Source organism: Lentimicrobiaceae bacterium (assembly GCA_020636745.1).
Taxonomy (GTDB): Bacteria; Bacteroidota; Bacteroidia; order Bacteroidales; family Lentimicrobiaceae; genus Lentimicrobium.
Genome location: JACJXH010000005.1, coordinates 142,423 through 162,225 on the forward strand (window position 1 = coordinate 142,423; position 19,803 = coordinate 162,225).

The following is a 19,803-nucleotide window of genomic DNA, read 5'->3' on the forward strand; positions in this document are numbered from 1 at the left end:
TATCATTATTTACGATTTTTGTTTATTATCCTATCTGTATATTTGTTGAAAAAGCGAAATGATTGCGTATAACGATTTCGAAAAAGTTGAAATCAGAACCGGAACGATAATAGAAGTGGAAGATTTTCCTGAAGCAAGAAAACCAGCCTATAAAATTACCATTGATTTTGGCGATTATGGCACCAAAAGGTCTTCAGCTCAAATAACCCAATTGTATTCAAAAGAGCAATTAAAAGGGAAACAGATTGTTGCCGTCATCAACTTTCATCCGAAGCAAATAGGTCCGTTTATGAGCGAATGTCTGATTCTGGGGGCTGTAGGCGATGATGGAAATGTAACACTTCTTCAACCAGAAAAGCCGGTTGATAACGGATTAAGGATAGCATAAGTTATATGAGAAAAATAACCTCTGCTACCTGTTTTGCAAAATAATCGTTTGTAAATCAACCATACTACAATATGTCATCATCAGACCTTGATCATATTTTCGGCCAGATTAAAGCACTAATGACTCCCTACGAACACGGAAGCATCAAAGCCCGTATTGACACAGATACAAGATACGAACTCTGGTTTGAAAAAGAGTTGGTTGCTGATGGCCGAAAACGCAACGACGTTTACTTTGCCGGTTTAATTATTCAAAGCAAATATGTTGGGTTTTACTATATGCCGGTCTACATTGAGCCGGAGATGAAAACATTTTTCCAGCCAGAGCTCCTGAAAATGCTGAAAGGAAAATCATGTTTTCACATCAAGAAATTAGACGGGGCACTTAAGCTACAGATTGCCGAAGCGCTTGAAAAAGGGTACAAATTGTATGAAGCAAGAGGCTGGGTTTAACCTCGCGCATAACGCATCCATTTAAATGTGAGCCAATCACAGCTTGAATGACTGCAAATGACAAAATGCTGACTGACAGCATTTTGCCACCTAAATCTTCAATATTTGAATGAACAATTCATTAAAAACAAAATATCATGGAAAAAACCATTAAAGGAACACAAACTGAAAAGAATCTTTTGAAAGCATTTGCAGGAGAGTCACAAGCTGCAAGGCGCTACCGCTTATTTGCACAAAAAGCCCGTGAAGACGGATACGAACAAGTAGCCGCATTTTTTGAAGAAACCGCAAATCAGGAAGATTCACACTCACGCATGTTTTTCAAATTCTTGGAAGGGGGTATGCTTGAAATTACCGCTTCTTATCCAGCTGGCAAGGTTGGCTCAACTTCTGAAAATCTGGAGGCTTCTGCTGAAGGAGAAAATGAAGAATGGACACTGCTTTATCCGGAATTTGCCAAAATTGCTGAAGAAGAAGGATTTAAACGAGTAGCCAGCACTTTTAAACTCATTGCCAGCATCGAGTTGGAGCATGAAAAACGTTATCTGAAATTACTCGAAAACCTGAACAAAGGAAAGGTATTTGAAAAGGACGAAGACATTATTTGGGTATGTCGTCATTGTGGCTATCACTACAAAGGCAAAAAAGCGCTTAAAAACTGCCCGGCTTGTGAGCATCCGCAGGCTTTCTTTGAAATGAAACAAGAAAACTATTAACCCCTGACAACCAATAAATAGGATTAAAATGGGTTCGTTGATTCTCTATTCTGTTATTCAGATAAAGAATGAGCGAACCTTTTTATTTGGCTCATACAATTAACCCTCACCTATTTACCTGGCTTATCCTCTCAGATTAATCTGTTCAAGATTAGAAATATCCAGTAAAATAATATTTTTGTCATCTAGTTTGATAAGTCCGTCCTTTTCAAATGTTTTGAGCAATTTTACCGTACTTTCTGTTGAAAGGCCGGCAAAATCAGCAACATCCTTCCGGCTTAAATAAGGAAAAATATCATCACCGCCAATCTGCTCACGCCAAAGATATAATAAAGCACCCGCCAACCGGCCATTCATTTGCTTGTACATCAAATCATGAATTGAAACATACAATTTGCTATCCTGCTCACAGTAGCGGTTAATAATGTGGTAGGCAAATTCGCCATTACTCTTTATCAAACTGGTAACTGCATCTTTCTCGATCAGGCAGGCCGTTGTTTCGCGCAATGCCACCACTGAATAATTATAAGTGTGGTTGTTAAAAGCAACTGAAAGCCCCACAAACTCCCCCCCTTTGACTAAACGCAGGTTAAAATTTCTTCCTGCATCGCCTTCAACATATTGTTTAGCCAGGCCATCCATCACAAATAAAACGCTGGAAGCAAAAGCCCCCTGCTTGGTCAGATTCTCTCCCTTCCTGAAAACAACCCGTGTTTTGCTATCGCGGGCAAGCGCAATTTCCTCCGGCAGAAGGTTACGAAAACATGGAGCGTCAAGATTATTCAATGCGCAATCGTCAGGCGGAATAAAAGTTTTCATTGAGGAGTCATTTTGCTTGAGTGCAAATATAATGTTTCAGCCATCATTGTCGGCCATTGAAACCCTTTAAATCTGATTCGTCGTATTGAAAAATTAGTTTGACATCCATATATCAAGTTTATCAGCTATAAGCATCTTCTCTCCTTTACCTCTCTTCTTCACGAAACAACCTACAGTCTATCAGCACTTAAAACAAGTAAAAATCAAAAACCAAGGCTAAATGCGCGAAGAGAAACTCTCTGACTACCTGTAAAAATCACTTTCATCTTCGTGAATTGCGCTTTCATCCTGATTTATTTTCAAAGCACACACACCGGCGATACTTTTGCCACACAAAGAATAACGAACTTAAGACAAACAAAAATGAAAACAAGACTAATCATTGTATTTGCAGTCATTACGGCACTTGCATTAAATTGCTCAGCACAGAATCCTGAGAAAAAATTCGGATTTGAATTAAGTACCGGAGCATCGCTTCCCACTTCAAAGCTGAATGGCACAAGTTTGAAGACCGGACTTGGGTTTGAAGGTATTTTACACTATCGCTTTATGCCTTACACAGGAATTTTTGCAGGCTGGGGCTGGAACCATTTTGCAGCAGACGAAACTTTTGCAGATAATCATTCAGATTTTGAAGAAACCGGATATGTTTTAGGTCTTCAATTTAAACACCCTGCGGGTCATTCCCCCTTTTCTTACTATTTGAGAGCAGCAGGCTTATACAACCACATTGAAATTGAAAATAAAGAAGGGGATATTTTGAAAGACAGCGGCCATGGATTCGGATGGCAGCTTGCCGGAGGCATTGACATGAATCTGGGCCGCAACTGGAGTCTCACTCCTGGCATAAAGTTTCAGTCACTCAACCGGGAAATAGAAATTGAAAGCGTCTCAACATCCCTTAATCTTAACTATCTGACTTTTCGTGTAGGGATTTTAAAGCAGTTCTAAAAATTACGACTACTTGCTAAAAGAATCAATCATCCTGTTAAGCCCAACCATTTCAAATCAAACAACATGAACAACAAGTCACTGAAGCCCCTGGCACTCACTTTTGCTCTGAGCGGTGTCTGGGATTTAATAGCCGCAATTCTGTATTTGTTTTTTATTGGTGCAAACAGGATGATTGATAATCCATCGGCCAACCCTTTTTATACAATTTTCCTTGGATCATTCTTCTTATGCTTTGCCTTTATACAGTTCATGTCGGCTGTCAATATAAAAAGGTATGCTTTTAATATCGGATGCCTGATAATCGGCAGGAGTTTTTATATTATTCTGTTATATGCATTCATCGCTTTTTCGCCCGGATTTCCCTCTACATTCTGGTTTACCGGTATAATTGACAGCACATTCACACTACTGTATATCATTTTCGCTTTTCGGGGAGGGCTCACTATCCGGAATTTGTTCCTTCCGGAAATAGAGAAGCTGGCATAAAACACATAAACCGCACAAGCGAAAGGACTGAGAACAACAGCGTATCAACAACCGGAACATAATCTCAAACAATGATAAGCCTTAAGAAAATTGCAGAAGCACTCTTGATTCTTTTTCTGACATCAACATTCACAGCCATAGCCCAATCACCAGTATCAAGCTTTATAGCAATGGACGACAGTGTGAAACAAATGATCAGTTTTTATGATTGCGATACAATACTGGTAGTTTTGCCTGACAATTATAAACTCAGAACTGCAGATAAAGTTGCGTTGGAGAATTTTGTATTCTGGAAAGCCCGGCCGGTCTATGCATATATACATGAGTCAGAACTGAAGGATTCAGACATGCATCATTCAATTCAGTATTTTGGTCCGGCTCATAAATTCAGCAAGCAAGTATTAGAAGAAACGCCTTTTAAAAAGGAAACAAATGGTTTTTCTTTTCATCAAAGGTTATTTCAAAATCCCGAAGATGCCTTTTACTATATGCATCCTGCCGGAAGAAAAATATATACTTGCCGGAATGGCGAGGAGTTTCCGCTGGTTTATATCTCATTTATGGCAGGATCATATCAGCTTTATGTATTTAGCGGCAGACAGATAATATATTCAGGTTATGAAACCGCAGGTTTAACTGGGAACCAGATCAATGACATGGATTTGCTCAGAAGCCAGTACTTCTGCAACAAACAAAAAAGCCAGTTCTTTAACCTTTATTTCGCCTGTTCATTCTCTCCGGATTCTATATCAGGCACAGCAGCCCGCGAAATGGACCAATTTGTGACAGAGCTGTGCAAATATCTGAATGTTGAACCTACCGGTATCCATTCCATAACTTCATACTTTTATCCGGTTCGTGAAGACCTTCAGTATTTTATTGCCGCTCCCCTTTGGCAAACCATTTACGGCAAATCATTTGGCGACATCAACCACATTACCGGCTTTGATCTGGCAACATTCAAACACGAAACAGGGCACAGCATTATTGCTGCAAAAATTGGCGACAATCCCAATCCATTCTTCGCTGAAGGTTTCAGACAGGCTTCAGACTATTATTTTAGCAAAGAAGCTTATATAAGAGACCTTGAAACTTATAAAAACAACACAAGTTTGTTGACTGCTGAGCTGGTAATATCTGACAATGCTCTTTTTTTCAGAAACTGGTCAAATTATGCTATAGCAGGAGTCTTTACCAATTACCTGATTGAAAGAACCGGCCTTGAAGCCTTTAAGGACGCTTATGCCAGAAATGAAATTGAGCAACTGCTCAAAAGCCGGGGCACATCTATTGAAAAGCTCATTGGCGAATTTATATCTGCCAACAGATAAAAACATCTAAACGCCTCCTGAAATGTAAACGCAATAGCATAAACGAAAGTTGATTATCTCTTTTTAAAACAGGGCATTGCGCCCTTTTGGGTTACCCGTTGAAAGGTATACTCCAACTTTTAACCCCACAATTCAACCATTCAAGACGACAAAAAGAGCCTCCACCTTCTTTTTGTTTTCATAGCTCACCTATGCATCTATTTTTGCCAGAAGTGGTTACAAACACCATTTGATAAAAAATTCCCGTCATGAAAATCAACAACACATTATACTGCCTTTTGCTGGCATTGGTCTTTCTCACTTCATGCATCACAAGCAAAAATAATTTAAAGCAAAACACAACCTCTTACAAGCCTGACAATCAGGAATTGTATAACAGTATAGCCCGGATGGACAGCATTTTTTGGAATGCTTACAATACTTGTGATATGGAAATGCAAAGCCTGATATATTCGGACAATATCGAATTCTACCATGATCAAGGAGGTTTAATCTCATCAAAACAGCAAATTCTGGACGCGACAAGAATGAACATTTGCGGAAAAATCAGAAGAGATTTGGTTGAAGGCAGCCTGGAAGTATATCCCATCAGAGGTTATGGAGCTGTAGAAATGGGATCACACACATTTACACAAATTACAGAAGCAAACAGCTCACCTTCACGTCCGGGAAAGTTTGTGATTATTTGGCAGCTCAACAACGGGCAGTGGACAATCAAAAGGGTTATCAGTTTGCATTAGACGCTCATCTGACAAAAAAATCAACCAGGAAATACATAAACTACCTGAACAAAAACGGCAAATCATGAATCCGGTAAATATTCGCCAGGCAACAATGGCAGATGCAAAGAACCTGACCATACTGAAACAACAGGTTTGGGTTGCAACATATGCCGTTGAAGGAATCAGGCAGGAATTTTCTGATTATCTGCTTCAGGAGTTTACACTTGAAAAAACAGAAAAGAGCATCCAAAACTCACTAAAAATTACGCTTTTGGCTGAGACACACTGCCATTTGATAGGATGTGTTGAAATCTCGCTTGACACTCAATGTCAGGTACCATCAATAGCCGGCCAGCCTGAAATATCCATTTTGTACGTTCTTGAGGCTTTTATCGGGAAAGGCACAGGTAAGTTGCTTTTAAATGAAGCCTTCAAAACAATCAAAAAGCTGAAGTTCAACAGCACATGGCTAACGGTTTATTTCAAAAACACCAGAGCACTGTCATTTTACCTGAAAAACGGATTTACCCAGACAGGAACTACTTTTTTTGAATTGGGAGAGAACAAATACGAGAATAAAATTATGCTGTGCCAAATTGAATAAAGACAGTAACAATTTGCATATCAGAATATCACCAATGTATAATGCAAAAACAAGCATGGCATTATTTAACCCGCTGCGTAAAACAGCTCAAGTGAATATTCCGATTCTTAGATAATCAATAAAAAATAACCAGCACCATACACCTTCAAAAACACATTCAATGAAAACCAGATTTATCCATCATTTACTGCTTGCCGGACTTTTATTAATATCAGGCGTTATTCAATCCCAACCAGTTTCCGGAGTGGTTAAAGGACGCGTGATTGATACCAAAAACCAACCTGTAGCATTTGCAACGGCAGCATTATTAACCCCCCAAACCACTCAGATTGCAAAAGGCGTAATGTGCAATGAAAAAGGCGAATTTCTAATTGACAAAACAGAGCCCGGAGAATACATTCTTTCGGTCAGAATGCTGGGTTTTAACGCCAACGAATCAGAACATATTGAAATTACGCGCAGCCTCAATATTATCGAAAAAGTAATCATACTGACAGAAACGGTTCAGCAACTGCAGGAAACCGTAATCGCCGGCAAATATGATTTTGTTGAGCAGGCAGTTGACAAAACCATTATCAATCCGAATGCCTCCATCATATCTTCATCAGAAAGCATTTATGAAATTCTTAAAAAAACGCCAGGTGTTTTAATCGACGACAATGACAATATATCGTTGAAAGGAATGCAGGGAGTTCAGGTGATGATCGACAACAAGCCGACTTATGTTTCGGGCAAAGATTTAGCCCCGCTTTTAAAAGGAATGTTGGGAAAAAATGTCAAAAACATTGAGATTATTGAAAACCCCTCTGCACGCTACGACGCAGAAGGCATTTCAGGAATTATCAATATCAACACAAAACACAACCAGGCTCCCGGATTCAATGGCAGCTTCAATTCAGGATTAACCATTACACGGTCACTCAGCGAAAATGCAGGCATTATTTTGAATGCCAATTTTGGAAAAATCAATGCTTACGGCAATTACTCATTCTCTAATTGGGAAAGGTGGCATTCATTGGATGTAAAACGTCGCTTTATTGCCGAAGACATGAGCAACAGCTATCTATTGATGGACAGCGAGGATCTGAGTAACGGCAATTCGCATAATTACAAAGCCGGAATTGATTATCTGATCAGCAAAACACAGGTATTAAGCATCATGCTCAGGGGAGGCGATGGAATCAGAAAATATACCGACTTTGGAAATTCAGCATTTGCCGATGGCAATATGACAATTGACTCAACTCTAACCAACATTTCTGACGGAGACTACCATTGGAACAATAAAACCTTTAATGTAAATTACAAATGGGACATTGATTCAACGGGCAAAACGCTCATTGCCGATGCAGATTATGCTCATTTTTACACAAATTCAGGAAGCCATCTGAATAGCCGTTATTTTGACAACTCAGGCGAAGAAATGGACAGAAACTCAAAGTTAGAAAACACTCAGAAAGGCGATATCGACATAGTTTCTGTAAAGCTAGACTATACACACCCGATAAATAAAATATATTCGTTCGAAACCGGAATAAAAGGCAGCTTCGTAAAAACAGATAGCCGGGCTAATATGGCTGGCTATTACCAACAGGACGATAATTTTGTGTTTGAAGAAAACATACAGGCTGCTTACATAAACACAACAGCTCAATATGCAAAAACCACTGTTCAAATAGGCTTAAGGGTTGAAAACACCATTTCAACCGGCAAATCACTGTCATTGAATCAGATTGACAAAAAAAACTATCTCAACCTATTCCCTTCTGTTTTCGTTCAGCAAACACTTGAACCAAAGCAAACCATCGGGTTCAGATACAGCTACCGCATAGGTAGGCCTAATTATCATGATTTAAATCCATTTATCTGGATAAATGACCCTTATACATACAATTTAGGCAACCCCATGCTAAATCCGCAATTCACCCATACTTTGTCTGTTAACCACAACTACAAAAGCAAGCTTATGACCAGCGTGGGCTATAATTACACCCGGGATCTGCTTACCGAAGTAATTTATAACAATGATTCGACAAAAGCCATCTACCAAACCCGTGAAAATCTGGGCAGCTCGGTTGACTTTAACATATCAGAAACCGTTCAGTTTCAGCCTGCCACCTGGTGGAGAATTAGTGGAACACTTACAGGAATGTACAAAGAAGTTAACTCAAAACATGAAACCGGAGATCATTACAGCCAGTGGAGTTGCATTGGAAATGTGAGCAATAATTTCACGCTGCCGTATAAAATAAGTATGGAGTTGAGCGCAAATTACATGTCAAAACAGTTGATAGGAAACTTCATACTTAAATCCCGCCAAACCATTGATCTCGGATTAAAACGCAATGTGCTCCATGACAAAGGAAGCCTCAGAATATCGTTCAGCGATATTTTTAACACAGGCTCTACCGGAGCCACCATCAAAACCAAAAATGTATATGTTGACGTTGACAACCAATTTGAAACACAACGTTTGAACATTTCCTTTACTTATCGCTTTGGCAAAAGTGAATTTAAAACCCGTTCAAACCGCTCAACGGCTTCGAGTGAAGAAGAAGGCAGAAGTGCAAAATAATGGCGATGGCATAACGCAATCCATCTTATCTTTTAAATCCCCTTGTGAATTAACTCCAGGTTAACCAAGGGGATTTTGCATTTAGAACAGACAAGTTGTAAACAAATAAACAGCGGCCAAAAGTGTAACAACCTGATAGCAAACCTATTAAATCACACACAGGATCTTCCTCAATAAAAAAATTAAGTAAACTCAAGCTCCCGATTGTTATACAAAGAGGCCCATTGCTTGCGCAGTCATTTGCTTCATTTTAATTTTGCCACACTTAAATCATTGGTTATGAAACACACTTTAAATACATCCTGGAATGGAAATATGCAATTTGATGCATTGGTTAGCGGACACCATGTTATAATGGATGCTAATCCTGAAGTTGGCGGACAAGATGCCGGCCCCAGGCCCAAACAACTTATGCTGGCTTCTCTGGCCGGGTGCACCGGTATGGACGTTATTTCCATTTTAAAAAAAATGAGAATTGAGCCCAAGACCTTCAATATTCAAATAGAGGCTGAGATGACCGAAGAGCATCCAAAACATTACAGCAGCATGCACCTGATTTACGAATTCTCAGGAGACAACCTCGATATGGATAAGCTTAAAAAAGCCGTTGAATTGTCGCAGGAACGATATTGTGGTGTCTCAACGGTCTATAAAAAAGCAATGCCTCTGACCTTCGAAATTAAAATTGTGGAATAACACAAAAGCAGGCCGGCGAATGCAGGTTTCTGAAAAGAGCATACCCAATTCATCAGCCAGCCCAACACTTCACCTTCAATTCAAAAATTAAAAACAAAAAAACAAATAGTATGTTGTACACAAACCTTCATCACTTAATGACTGCAGCTGATCATCAGAAGCTTATCAATGAAAACGAAAACGTAATGATTTGCTGTGGCCGTATGGGCCCCATGTGTATTCCTGTATATGGAATTATGGAAGAGCTTGAAAGCGAATACACCCATGTGAAATTTGCCGATATGGAATTTGACAACCCTGAAGCATACGTTATTCGTGATGCTCCTGAAACCCGTGGCTTTATGGGAATTCCTTTTACCATGTACTATAAAAAAGGCAAACTGGTAAAAGCAACTTCTAGCATTCAGAGCATGAGCCAGGTAAAAGCTATCCTTGAGAAAGAATTTTCACCTGTAACAGTAAGCTAAACTACCAGCATCCTTCAGTTGGAAATGATGAAATGATGAATAACCCACAAGTACATCTCTCATAACCCCTTTGCCTGTAACAGCAAGGTGCGCTTTATCATCAACGCGTCATTTCCAACTACTTACAACCTTAAATTAAAGAAAGAACAGCATGTTACAATCAACTCACTTTGATGCCATAGTGATTGGTGGAGGGCCCGCCGGTTTAACGGCTGGTATTTACCTTTCAAGAGCCCGCCTTCGCACGCTCATCATCAGCGACGGTGTGCCTGGCGGACAAATGATACTTACACATGAAATAGCTAATTATCCCGGAGTAGAAAGCATTTCGGGCTACCAGCTTTCAAATATCATGAAAAAACAGGCCAAAAACTTTGGCTGCGAAATCAAATCAAATACAGCGGTAGTTGGCCTGAGCTTAGACAATGACATAAAAGAGGTCACTCTTTCTGACGGTCAGATTTATACTTCTGACGCCATCATTCTAACTCCGGGCGGACGTTCACGCACACTTCAGGTCGAAGGAGAATCACAATTTAAAGGTCGGGGGATCTCCTATTGTGCCACCTGCGATGGAGACTTTTTTACCGATAAGGAAATTGTAGTAGTTGGTGGGGGCAATTCGGCACTTGAAGAAGCAGTTTCACTTACAAAGTATGCTTCAAAAGTGACCATTGTGCACCAGTTTGATCATTTTCAGGCATTTGAATATGCGGTTGAAGAAGCCCGAAGCAATCCTAAAATCAATTTTGTCATGGAATCATCTATCATTCGCTTTCATGGCAATGACAAACTGGAAAGTGTTGATATCAAAAACCAGAAAACCGGAGAGATACAAAACTTCCGTACTGACGGAACCTTTATATTTATCGGATATGTTCCCAATACAGAATTTCTGAAAGGGACCATCAAGATGAACCAATGGAATGAAATTATTGTTGATAATGACATGGCCACCAGCCTTCAGGGAGTGTTTGCAGCCGGAGATTCCATTGTAAAACGTTACCGGCAAGTTACTACAGCTGTTGGCGATGCAACAGTTGCTGCACTTGCTGCTTCAAACTACATTCATCAATTAAAAACTAAAAGCCTGCACGAATCCTTAACCCACTAATTATGTCTGTATCACTTATCATTGCCGCCGCATTATTAACAGCATTTGTTGGCTATATGGTTTATTCATTCCGAAAAATGAAAACGATGGCTGCTGTTCCGGAAAGCGAAAAAATACTAACACTAACCGACAAGAACTTTAAAAACCAAACGCAAAAAGGGCTGGTTATGGTTGATTTCTGGGCAGAATGGTGTATGCCTTGCAAGGTTATGGGACCAGTATTGAATGAGCTGGCAGAAGATGAAAACTTTAAAGCTACCGTTGCCAAGCTGAATGTAGATCATTTTCAGTCTATTTCGCAACAACAGGGCGTAAGAGGTATTCCTACGCTGATTCTTTTTAAAAACGGCAAAGAGGTTGACCGGTTTGTGGGTGTAAAACCCAAAGATTTCCTGATTAAACAAATTGCCAAACATCAGGCTTAATTCTTAAAATTGTTTTCTTATGAACATCAGACAGTTAGCGGCCATTACCCTGATTCTTTTCGCTGGTTTGGCCAATGCACAATCTTCAAAAAAAGAAAATATGACCATTCTTCTTGAAAATGAAAGCAGGTTTAGCTTTGACGAGTCAGTAAACAAACTTACCGAATTGATAACTGCAAAAGGCTGGAAAATTACAGTAACACACGATTTGCAGGAAACCATGAAAAAAAACGGTAAATCGGTTTTACCTGTTAAAGTAGTTGAGCTATGCAATCCCGCTTATGCATATCAGATTTTAAGTGCTGATATATACAGAAGCGTTTCGCCGTTGCTGCCTTGCAGAATCTCTGTTTATGAAAAAACTGACGGCAAAACATACGTGTCAAGGATGAACGCTCCGGCTTTTGCTTCTTTGATAGGAGGAGAAGCTGAACAAACCATTCTGAAGGCTTACCATGATGCTGAAGAAATAATCCGGGAAATTTCTAAATAATCCTGAAAAACCAAAACCAACCAATCCCGCAATTATCTTCACTTTTACGAAGATAATCGCGGGATATTTTTTTCTGAAACTTCACTTTCAGCTCAATAATATTTTTTTCGAATCAATAATCCAACGTCAGAATCCTGCCCTTGGTAAAATTGAAAAACTGCTCTTTTTCGGCAATTTTTACACCCGGCATCAAATCTGCCGCGCTTTTGCCAGCAGCTTTCAGGCATGCCGGACATGCAAATACTGTAATGCCTTTATCTAACAGTATTTTTAATGATTCTTTCGAACTTGGGAAAGTAGGGTAACTTATATCCTGAGCATCATTCATAACCACTTCTATTCCTTTTATATCAAAATACACAAGCACATCCTTATCTTCAGCCATCATCACTGCCTGTTTAAGAGCCATAACAACTTTATGAGGATCATTGGTACCGCTTGAAATGTGATAAAAAACACCATCACGGGGCGCAATAACAGTTGAATCAGCAACAACGCTAACTTCCTTTTCAATTGTTTGCCTGCACGAAGAGGCCATAAATAAAAGGGCGATAAGCCCAAAGAGTAACTTTTTCATCATCGCTTTTTTTAATATTTAATTGCTAAGTTATTGAAAATAACGATATAAAATATAAGCGATAGAATCTTTTTCAATCGTAAAATTTATGATTTCAGTCCATATCTGGCATCTGAATTAGTTTTTGTCTCAAATCCATCAATTGACGGTATTGGTCAGGCTTGCGGGCTTTCAATCTGTAAAGCCTGAGTTTGCCAATTAATTTACGCAAATATTTATAATGATAAAAAACAAACAAACCGGCAAATGGCCATGAGATCAATGAAATAACAGTTAACAGTCCGTTCCCTGTTATTATCCAGACAATTACCATTAGCAAAACATACCATAAAGGGAATAACACAAACCCCAATCCAAAATTTACAGAACTGATAAACTGTTTGTCTTTCATCATGTTTGCAATTTTCTGGGGAAGTTTATAAGGTATATAATTGAACACCATGCCATAAAGATGAACTGGCAGAAGCAAAACTGAAAGCATGAACAAAAGTATGAACATCCATGCAGATGGAAGTTTTGACTCAAAGAGTTTATTTTTTAAACCATATTTTTGAAGCAGGTTATGATATGCCTGAAGGTCGGACTTTGCCTGGCCCAAATCCAGTCTTTTTATTGATGAAGCATTTTCAATCAACTGAATTACTTCACGCGAAGCAAAAAATCTGTTTACCCTGTTATCGGTCAGGCCTGAAGCCGAAAGTTGGGCAGGCACCATGATATCGGTAAGCGATATAATCTCCTTATAGTTTTCCACGTTTTCAACGTGAATCATTATTTTTTTGATAGCCAGAGCTAAATCATCGCGCAATTGAGCTATGGCTTTTTGTGGATTATCTTTATACAATCCGTAATAATCAGCAATGGCGATGGGAGGGCCATAATTGACCAAAAGATGAGTTCCGGCTTTCTGATAGCTTGAATAGTCGATACCAACAGGAACAATATGCAGATTTAAATTAAAGTCACTGCTTTCTTCTGCCAGGAAAGCTATGCGGCATATTCCCTTTTTAAGTTGCTGTAAGTGTTTGATAGAAGTATGTGTACCTTCGGGCAACAAGGCAAGCGGCAATCCGGCTTTCAGCACCCTTACTGTATCTTCAAAAATCTGTTGATTATTACCCATCGCATCAAAGCCATCGCGGATACGATAAACCGGAAGCATTTTAAGCAAATTCAACAATGCAGCAATGGCCTTTTTTTTGAAAATATCGGCTCGTGCCAAAAAAACGACTGGCCGGTTGGCCGCAAACAGAACAGCCAAGGCATCCATTAAGGCATTTTGATGATTGGCTGCATAAATCAAAGGAACACCCCGGGGAACATTCTCGCGACCAGTTACAGTCATGCGGCGGTAATAAATCCTGAAAAAGAATTTTGCCAACCTGAACAATAAAAAATACCGGAAGGAAGGTTTTACAATGTCTGGCTTTTTCATCAGATTACGAATCAGTAAATTTATGAACAGGACGCCAGTAAGACCAAAGCGAAGCCATGCCCAAACCTGCGACAATATGCCATATGCCCCACCATGCTGCAATAAATGCCATACCTCCGATATTTAGCTCCGGTGGGAAAATTTTTGGATTAAAAAGCAAAACCAGCCCCAGTCCTGAATTCTGTATGCCGGTTTCGATAGAAATGGTGCGTCTGTCGCGTCGGTTGAGGCCAAAAAACCCAGAAAACATATACCCGGTAGTAAGTGCCAGGATATTATGTATGAGCACGATGATAAATATCCAACCCATATATTCTATAAAGTACTCATAATTATTGCGGAAAGCAAGGATTACAAATGCCCCGAAAATTACCAGAGAAATCTGTTGTATGGGTTTTTGAATTTTGCGGGTAATATGTGGCAGTTTTTGCGAAAAAAAGATGCCAGCTATAACCGGAATACCTAATAATATTACCACTGTCTGAAACATTTCAAACGGGTTAATATGAATTGGCCTTAACAATGGCGAAGTTGTAGAGTATAAGCCGCCCCAGAATGCAAAGTTCAACGGTGTAAAAAACACAGCCAGCATAGTTCCCAGAGCTGTTAAACTAACAGAAAGTTCGACATTGGCTTTGGCTACGCTGGATATAAAATTGGATATATTTCCTCCCGGGCACGAAGCCACAAGCAGCATCCCAAATGCAACTGAAGGTGTAATAAAGCCCCCCAGCAACCATACAGCCAGAAAAGTTACAGCCGGCAAAACAAGAAATTGACTGCCAAGCCCTACTAAAACCTGGCGTGGATTTAAAAAAATATCTTTAAAACTCTCCCATTTTATACCCAGTGCAACCCCAAACATAATAAATCCGATGGAAATATTCATCAAATGAAGACTGGCCTGACTGAAGTTCAGCCTGATGGAATCAAGCAATAAAAGATCATCGTGCATATACTAATCCCTCTGGCTTCAAATTAACAACTTCTCAAAAATAACAAAAAAAATACCATGCAGTGAATAACCCATCATGTGAAAAAAGATCAATCAGCCGGCTCAATTTTAACAATATTATTTTCAAATTCAACAATATCGCCCGGCCTGAGCTTTTTCCTTTTTTGTAACTCAGTTTCACCATTTACTTTTACCAAGCCTTCGGTGATACACTGATTGGCTTCACCTCCGGTTTCAACAAGGTTCAACAGTTTAAGCAATTGATTTAACTGAATATATTCGTGACCTTCTAATTTAAATTCTACCATATAATCTGATTTAGCGAGCAAAGGTAAAGTATTGGATGGTTAAACAATAAGGATAATCAGCTTCCATCATGACAAATATCCATCCGGTTCAACCGTAATATAACTAAACTATCTGCGCTTAAGCAAAATTAACATTCAAGCATTTAACATGATTAATCTGTTGATTTTCATTTGAATATACGTAATAAAATGATTAACTTCGTAAGAATGAATCCGAATGCAAATTACATGTAACCCGAACCAAAGAAGACCATGTATAAGGTAATTGTAGTATCGGATGGCACCGGACGTACAGCCCGTCAGGCATTAAATGCCGCGCTCACCCAGTTTCCGGGTACAGAGGTAGAGATTATCGTTCACAGTCAAATAAGAACTCCCTCACAAATCCGAAAAATTGTCGCCAGTGCTTCAAGAACGGGCTCTTTGGTTGTACACACGCTGGTAACAGATTCGCTGCGTGAATTAATTTTGCGCGCCAGCCACCAATCCAACGTTCAAACCATCGACCTGATGGGGCCGCTACTCGACCGACTTTCCAATGAATTCATATTTAAGCCATCGCAACAGCCTGGATTATTTCATCGTCTGAATAAAGAATATTTTGAACGAATCGATGCGATACAATTTACTTTTAACCATGACGACGGCCAGCGTGTTGAAGAGCTGGCCGATGCAGAAATTGTGCTTTTGGGTGTTTCACGAACCTTTAAAACCCCTTTGAGTATTTACCTTGCCTATAAAGGCTGGTTTGCAGCCAACGTTCCTGTGATATTAAACATTGAGCCGCCAGAAATCCTGCGGCGGATTAATCCTTCAAAAATATTTTGTCTCACCACCAATGTAAGCCGTTTAACTGAACTACGCCGTACCCGTCACCAAAGGCTGGGAGGAGCATCCGGCAATTATGCGAATCCTGATTTTGTATTCCACGAAATACAATATGCGTTGAAATATTACCACCAAAACCCTGCCTGGCATATCATTAATGTTGCATCCAAATCTATTGAAGAAATTGCCACTGAAATATTGGCCATCAGGTCAGGTGGCGACAATGAGGACACAGATGAATATTAACCACCAGAAACACCCAACAAAAGACTTGAAGCTGAACATTCTATAAAACATATCACAAAACCTGCTAAGGAAGAGAAATGGCATACCGGAAACATAATTCACTTTTAGTGACTTACACCGAAGCTGAACGAAAGCGGGAAATTTTACTAAATTTGCCGCTTCAATCAGATTCCGGCGCATGAAAGACATCTTTACACCCACAGAATACAAATTACAATCACAAGCAACAGGTAAAATCTTTGAAGACAGCGGCTGGATGCTCGATGCAACAGACGAAGAAACACCTTCACTTATCAGAGCCATCTACAGGAAAAAACAAATCGCGTTAAGAGATGATTTACCAGGACTGTACCGGTTTGCCGACTGGCTTCCTGTAAGCAGGGTATTAAAAGGCTCATCAGCTCCGATAACATACAAGAGCAAAGGGCTGGCTCAGGCGCTCGGCATGAGTAACCTGTGGATAACCTTCAGTGGTTACTGGCCTGAAAAAGGAGCTCACATGACTACCTGCTCATTTAAAGAAACGGAGGCTTATTCAGTATGCGGACGACTGAACCCGGCACAGCAAAAAGTACTGGTAGTAGCATCAGCCGGTAACACAGCCCGGGCCTTTGCCAAAGTCTGTTCCGACAACCATATTCCGCTATTGCTATGTGTGCCTCACGACTATATCAATGCCCTTTGGTTTGATAAACCGCTGAATGATTGTGTAAAGCTTGCCGTTACAGCTTTTGGAAGTGATTATTTTGACGCTATCCATTTATCGAATCTGGCAACACAGTGTAATGGTTTTTTAGCTGAAGGCGGGGCAAAAAATGTGGCCCGCCGTGATGGAATGGGAACCACCACTCTTTCAGCAGTAACTACCATCGGTCAAATACCTGATTACTATTTTCAGGCTGTAGGAAGTGGAACAGGAGCCATTGCTGCATGGGAAGCAAACCTGCGATTGATAGAGGACGGGCGATTTGGCAACAACAAAATGAAACTGATGGTTTCACAAAATGCGCCCTTCCTGCCTATTTACGAAGCCTGGAAGGCAGGCTCACGGGCCATGTTGCCTTACAATGACGATATTGCCCGCGAACATGTTACTGAAATTGAAGCCAAAGTGCTCTCAAACCGCAAGCCTCCTTATCCGGTTATTGGCGGATTATATGATGCGATGTGCGATGCTGGCGGCGATGTACTGAAAGCAACCAACCTGGAAGCCCGCAATGCCAAGGAGCTGTTTTTTGAAACTGAAGGCATTGATATTTATGCGGCATCAGCCATTGCTACGGCTTCACTCGCCAATGCCGTAAAAAACGGGACGATTGATAAAGAAGCCCTTGTCATGCTAAATATTACCGGCGGAGGTGAAGAGCTCTTCAAAAGCAACCACAGTTTGCATTATTTGGAGCCCGATCTTATTTTTGGCATTACTCCAACTCCGGAAGAGGTCAAAGAAAAACTATCGGAACTCAAGTGGAAATTTGACTAAACACTGCAACCTCACATTCAACTACTTTCTTAACAGTATTCTAAAAGTAGTACCCTTACCGGGAACAGAAGATTTCACAAAAATCTTCCCGTCGTGATTCTCATGAATTATTCGCTGTGCCAGCGACAAGCCAAGCCCCCAACCCCGCTGTTTGCTGGTATAACCGGGATTGAAAATGTTTTTCTGCATTTTTTTCGGAATGCCCTTTCCGGTATCGGATACATCTATAATCACAAACCTGTCTTCTTCTTCAATATTGATATTGATGCTTCCCTGGCCAGCCATCGCATCCACGGCATTCTTTACCAAATTCTCAATTACCCAGTCGAACAGAGGTGAATTCAGCATAGTAAGTATTATAGCGCCCTGTGGAGGGTTGATGGTAAAACTTACTTTTTGCGATGTTCTTGTTTTGAGATATGAAATGGAATTATAAACCACTTCTACTACATTTTCCGTTTTAAGATTTGCAGCTGAACCAATTTTCGAAAAACGCTCCGTAATGGTATTCAATCGATTAACATCCTTCTGTAATTCAATAATGGTTTCGTTTCCTACATCTTTTGTTTTCAAATACTCCACCCATGCCATCATTGAAGAGAGTGGTGTGCCCAGCTGATGAGCAGTTTCCTTAGCCAAGCCTACCCAAACCTGATTTTGCTCTGACCGCCTGGCGGTGCTGAAAAGCAGATAGGCTATCAATAAAAAGATACTTACAATGGCAAGCTGAATATAAGGATAATAGCGCAGTTGGGTGAGCAAAAATGAATCCTGATAATAGATATAATGCTTACTGCCTGCAATCACAATTTCTATTGGCTCATTGTAAGTAGCCATATCCTCAACAGTAGCTTTGATATAAATTGAGTCATTTACTTTGGTGGAATCAATTTTACCCCATGCAACCAGCTTGGTTCTGGTACTATCGGTAATAATTACAGGCACCGAAGCCGAATTATTTACCACTTCCATAAAAAATGACTGAACCAAATCGTCAAGAACCACCTTCAGTTCAGAAAAAAGATGTGAATCCTTGTAGTAAAAATAATTGAGGTTACCGTTATAATAATCAATTTCAATAGGCGGATAGACCGAAAACTCCATTTTGAGTTCAGGCGTAAGTTCCGGAACAGTATCGATATCAAAATCGACATTTTTTACACCTGTAATCTTTCCTTCGGGGTCGGCCAGAATAACCGGGATGGAGGTATTGCTTTCAATAATTTTCAGATAAAAGCCAAGGGCCACATCATCGTCAGCCTGAGGTATTCTAACCATCGTTTCGGCCAGCAATTCAACCCTTTTTCGCTCTTCAATCCTTATCTGGTCAAAAAATTCGCCTGTATAATTTACAAGATTCGCCCGTTGTTGTATAGCATTGGCCCAGGTTGTAATTTTACTCCTTTCGTCTTTGGCAATATTGCGCACCAAAGTATTGGTATACCAAAGTGATACACTGACAATCACCAGAGCGATCAAGAATAACCATCGCTTCCAGGTTTTCTTTTGTTCATAAATATTGGTTACACGCGGTCTGATAAGTTTACGCAGATTCATTTTTCAGCAATTAGAAAGACAAATATCGCTTTTTTAATTCAGGATAACGATTGATTTTTTGTTTTAGGCCGGGTGTGACCCCTCCCAAACCCCCTTTCCCCTGTTTATTTCCATTATAAAAATGAGAAAAATCAATCTCTCTGTCATAAAAAGCACCATGGGCACAAAGCCA

At 40.0% G+C, this 19,803-nt stretch carries 22 protein-coding genes; 16 read left to right on the forward strand and 6 right to left on the reverse strand.

Features of this window, described 5'->3' with window-relative positions; all coding sequences use genetic code 11:
- Positions 1-58 precede the first annotated feature (58 nt).
- The 3 genes from H6541_09440 to H6541_09450 all read left to right on the forward strand — a co-directional run bounded on the left by H6541_09440 (position 59) and on the right by H6541_09450 (position 1,556).
- Complete coding sequence (locus H6541_09440) at positions 59-388, forward strand: tRNA-binding protein (protein ID MCB9016004.1); 330 nt, start codon at positions 59-61, stop codon at positions 386-388.
- 71 nt (positions 389-459) lie between these two features.
- Positions 460-840 (forward strand): DUF1801 domain-containing protein, encoded by a 381-nt coding sequence (locus H6541_09445; GenBank protein ID MCB9016005.1) that lies wholly within the window; start codon positions 460-462, stop codon positions 838-840.
- A 137-nt stretch (positions 841-977) separates the two neighbouring features.
- The gene (locus H6541_09450) at positions 978-1,556 is read left to right on the forward strand and encodes a rubrerythrin family protein (GenBank protein ID MCB9016006.1); all 579 of its coding nucleotides are present in this window, start codon (positions 978-980) and stop codon (positions 1,554-1,556) included.
- 123 nt (positions 1,557-1,679) lie between these two features.
- Here the strand turns inward: H6541_09450 and H6541_09455 are convergent, their stop codons facing one another.
- A complete protein-coding gene (locus tag H6541_09455) occupies positions 1,680-2,375 on the reverse strand; it encodes a Crp/Fnr family transcriptional regulator (protein ID MCB9016007.1) in 696 nt (231 codons plus the stop codon).
- 363 nt (positions 2,376-2,738) lie between these two features.
- On the opposite strand from H6541_09455, the gene H6541_09460 reads away from it, so the two are divergent.
- From H6541_09460 to H6541_09510, 11 genes are all read left to right on the forward strand, one after another.
- Positions 2,739-3,326 carry a porin family protein gene (locus H6541_09460; GenBank protein ID MCB9016008.1) on the forward strand — a complete coding sequence of 196 codons (588 nt, stop codon included), beginning with the start codon at positions 2,739-2,741 and terminating at the stop codon, positions 3,324-3,326.
- 66 nt (positions 3,327-3,392) lie between these two features.
- The gene (locus H6541_09465; GenBank protein MCB9016009.1) at positions 3,393-3,815 is read left to right on the forward strand and encodes a hypothetical protein; all 423 of its coding nucleotides are present in this window, start codon (positions 3,393-3,395) and stop codon (positions 3,813-3,815) included.
- A 71-nt stretch (positions 3,816-3,886) separates the two neighbouring features.
- The gene (locus H6541_09470) at positions 3,887-5,146 is read left to right on the forward strand and encodes a hypothetical protein (GenBank protein ID MCB9016010.1); all 1,260 of its coding nucleotides are present in this window, start codon (positions 3,887-3,889) and stop codon (positions 5,144-5,146) included.
- Between the two features lie 248 nt (positions 5,147-5,394).
- Complete coding sequence (locus H6541_09475; protein ID MCB9016011.1) at positions 5,395-5,886, forward strand: nuclear transport factor 2 family protein; 492 nt, start codon at positions 5,395-5,397, stop codon at positions 5,884-5,886.
- A 64-nt stretch (positions 5,887-5,950) separates the two neighbouring features.
- The gene (locus H6541_09480) at positions 5,951-6,472 is read left to right on the forward strand and encodes a GNAT family N-acetyltransferase (protein MCB9016012.1); all 522 of its coding nucleotides are present in this window, start codon (positions 5,951-5,953) and stop codon (positions 6,470-6,472) included.
- 160 nt (positions 6,473-6,632) lie between these two features.
- Entirely contained in the window at positions 6,633-9,047 is a 2,415-nt protein-coding gene (locus H6541_09485; GenBank protein MCB9016013.1) for an outer membrane beta-barrel protein, read from the forward strand.
- A 279-nt stretch (positions 9,048-9,326) separates the two neighbouring features.
- Complete coding sequence (locus H6541_09490; GenBank protein MCB9016014.1) at positions 9,327-9,743, forward strand: OsmC family protein; 417 nt, start codon at positions 9,327-9,329, stop codon at positions 9,741-9,743.
- Between the two features lie 110 nt (positions 9,744-9,853).
- Entirely contained in the window at positions 9,854-10,210 is a 357-nt protein-coding gene (locus tag H6541_09495) for a thioredoxin family protein (GenBank protein ID MCB9016015.1), read from the forward strand.
- Positions 10,211-10,361: 151 nt separating this feature from the next.
- A complete protein-coding gene (locus H6541_09500) occupies positions 10,362-11,324 on the forward strand; it encodes an FAD-dependent oxidoreductase (protein MCB9016016.1) in 963 nt (320 codons plus the stop codon).
- Positions 11,325-11,410: 86 nt separating this feature from the next.
- The gene (trxA, locus tag H6541_09505) at positions 11,411-11,749 is read left to right on the forward strand and encodes a thioredoxin (protein ID MCB9016017.1); all 339 of its coding nucleotides are present in this window, start codon (positions 11,411-11,413) and stop codon (positions 11,747-11,749) included.
- 100 nt (positions 11,750-11,849) lie between these two features.
- Positions 11,850-12,242 (forward strand): DUF302 domain-containing protein, encoded by a 393-nt coding sequence (locus H6541_09510; protein MCB9016018.1) that lies wholly within the window; start codon positions 11,850-11,852, stop codon positions 12,240-12,242.
- A 112-nt stretch (positions 12,243-12,354) separates the two neighbouring features.
- Here the strand turns inward: H6541_09510 and H6541_09515 are convergent, their stop codons facing one another.
- The 4 genes from H6541_09515 to H6541_09530 all read right to left on the reverse strand — a co-directional run bounded on the left by H6541_09515 (position 12,355) and on the right by H6541_09530 (position 15,517).
- The gene (locus tag H6541_09515) at positions 12,355-12,780 is read right to left on the reverse strand and encodes a DsrE family protein (protein ID MCB9016019.1); all 426 of its coding nucleotides are present in this window, start codon (positions 12,778-12,780) and stop codon (positions 12,355-12,357) included.
- Positions 12,781-12,913: 133 nt separating this feature from the next.
- On the reverse strand, positions 12,914-14,254 hold the full coding sequence (locus tag H6541_09520; GenBank protein MCB9016020.1) for a 1-acyl-sn-glycerol-3-phosphate acyltransferase: 1,341 nt from the start codon (positions 14,252-14,254) through the stop codon (positions 12,914-12,916).
- A 4-nt stretch (positions 14,255-14,258) separates the two neighbouring features.
- Positions 14,259-15,209, reverse strand: coding sequence for a bile acid:sodium symporter family protein (locus tag H6541_09525; GenBank protein ID MCB9016021.1), 951 nt, complete (start codon positions 15,207-15,209; stop codon positions 14,259-14,261).
- 89 nt (positions 15,210-15,298) lie between these two features.
- Entirely contained in the window at positions 15,299-15,517 is a 219-nt protein-coding gene (locus H6541_09530; protein MCB9016022.1) for an RNA-binding S4 domain-containing protein, read from the reverse strand.
- Between the two features lie 252 nt (positions 15,518-15,769).
- Here H6541_09530 and H6541_09535 point away from each other — a divergent pair, with 252 nt between their 5' ends.
- Together H6541_09535 and H6541_09540 are read left to right on the forward strand one after the other, a co-directional pair.
- A complete protein-coding gene (locus H6541_09535; protein MCB9016023.1) occupies positions 15,770-16,591 on the forward strand; it encodes a kinase/pyrophosphorylase in 822 nt (273 codons plus the stop codon).
- A gap of 178 nt (positions 16,592-16,769) precedes the next feature.
- Positions 16,770-18,074, forward strand: a complete 1,305-nt coding sequence (locus tag H6541_09540) for a cysteate synthase (protein ID MCB9016024.1) — start codon at positions 16,770-16,772, stop codon at positions 18,072-18,074.
- A gap of 21 nt (positions 18,075-18,095) precedes the next feature.
- On the opposite strand, the gene H6541_09545 is transcribed toward H6541_09540, so the two are convergent.
- Positions 18,096-19,631, reverse strand: a complete 1,536-nt coding sequence (locus tag H6541_09545; GenBank protein MCB9016025.1) for a HAMP domain-containing histidine kinase — start codon at positions 19,629-19,631, stop codon at positions 18,096-18,098.
- Between the last annotated feature and the right edge of the window lie 172 nt (positions 19,632-19,803).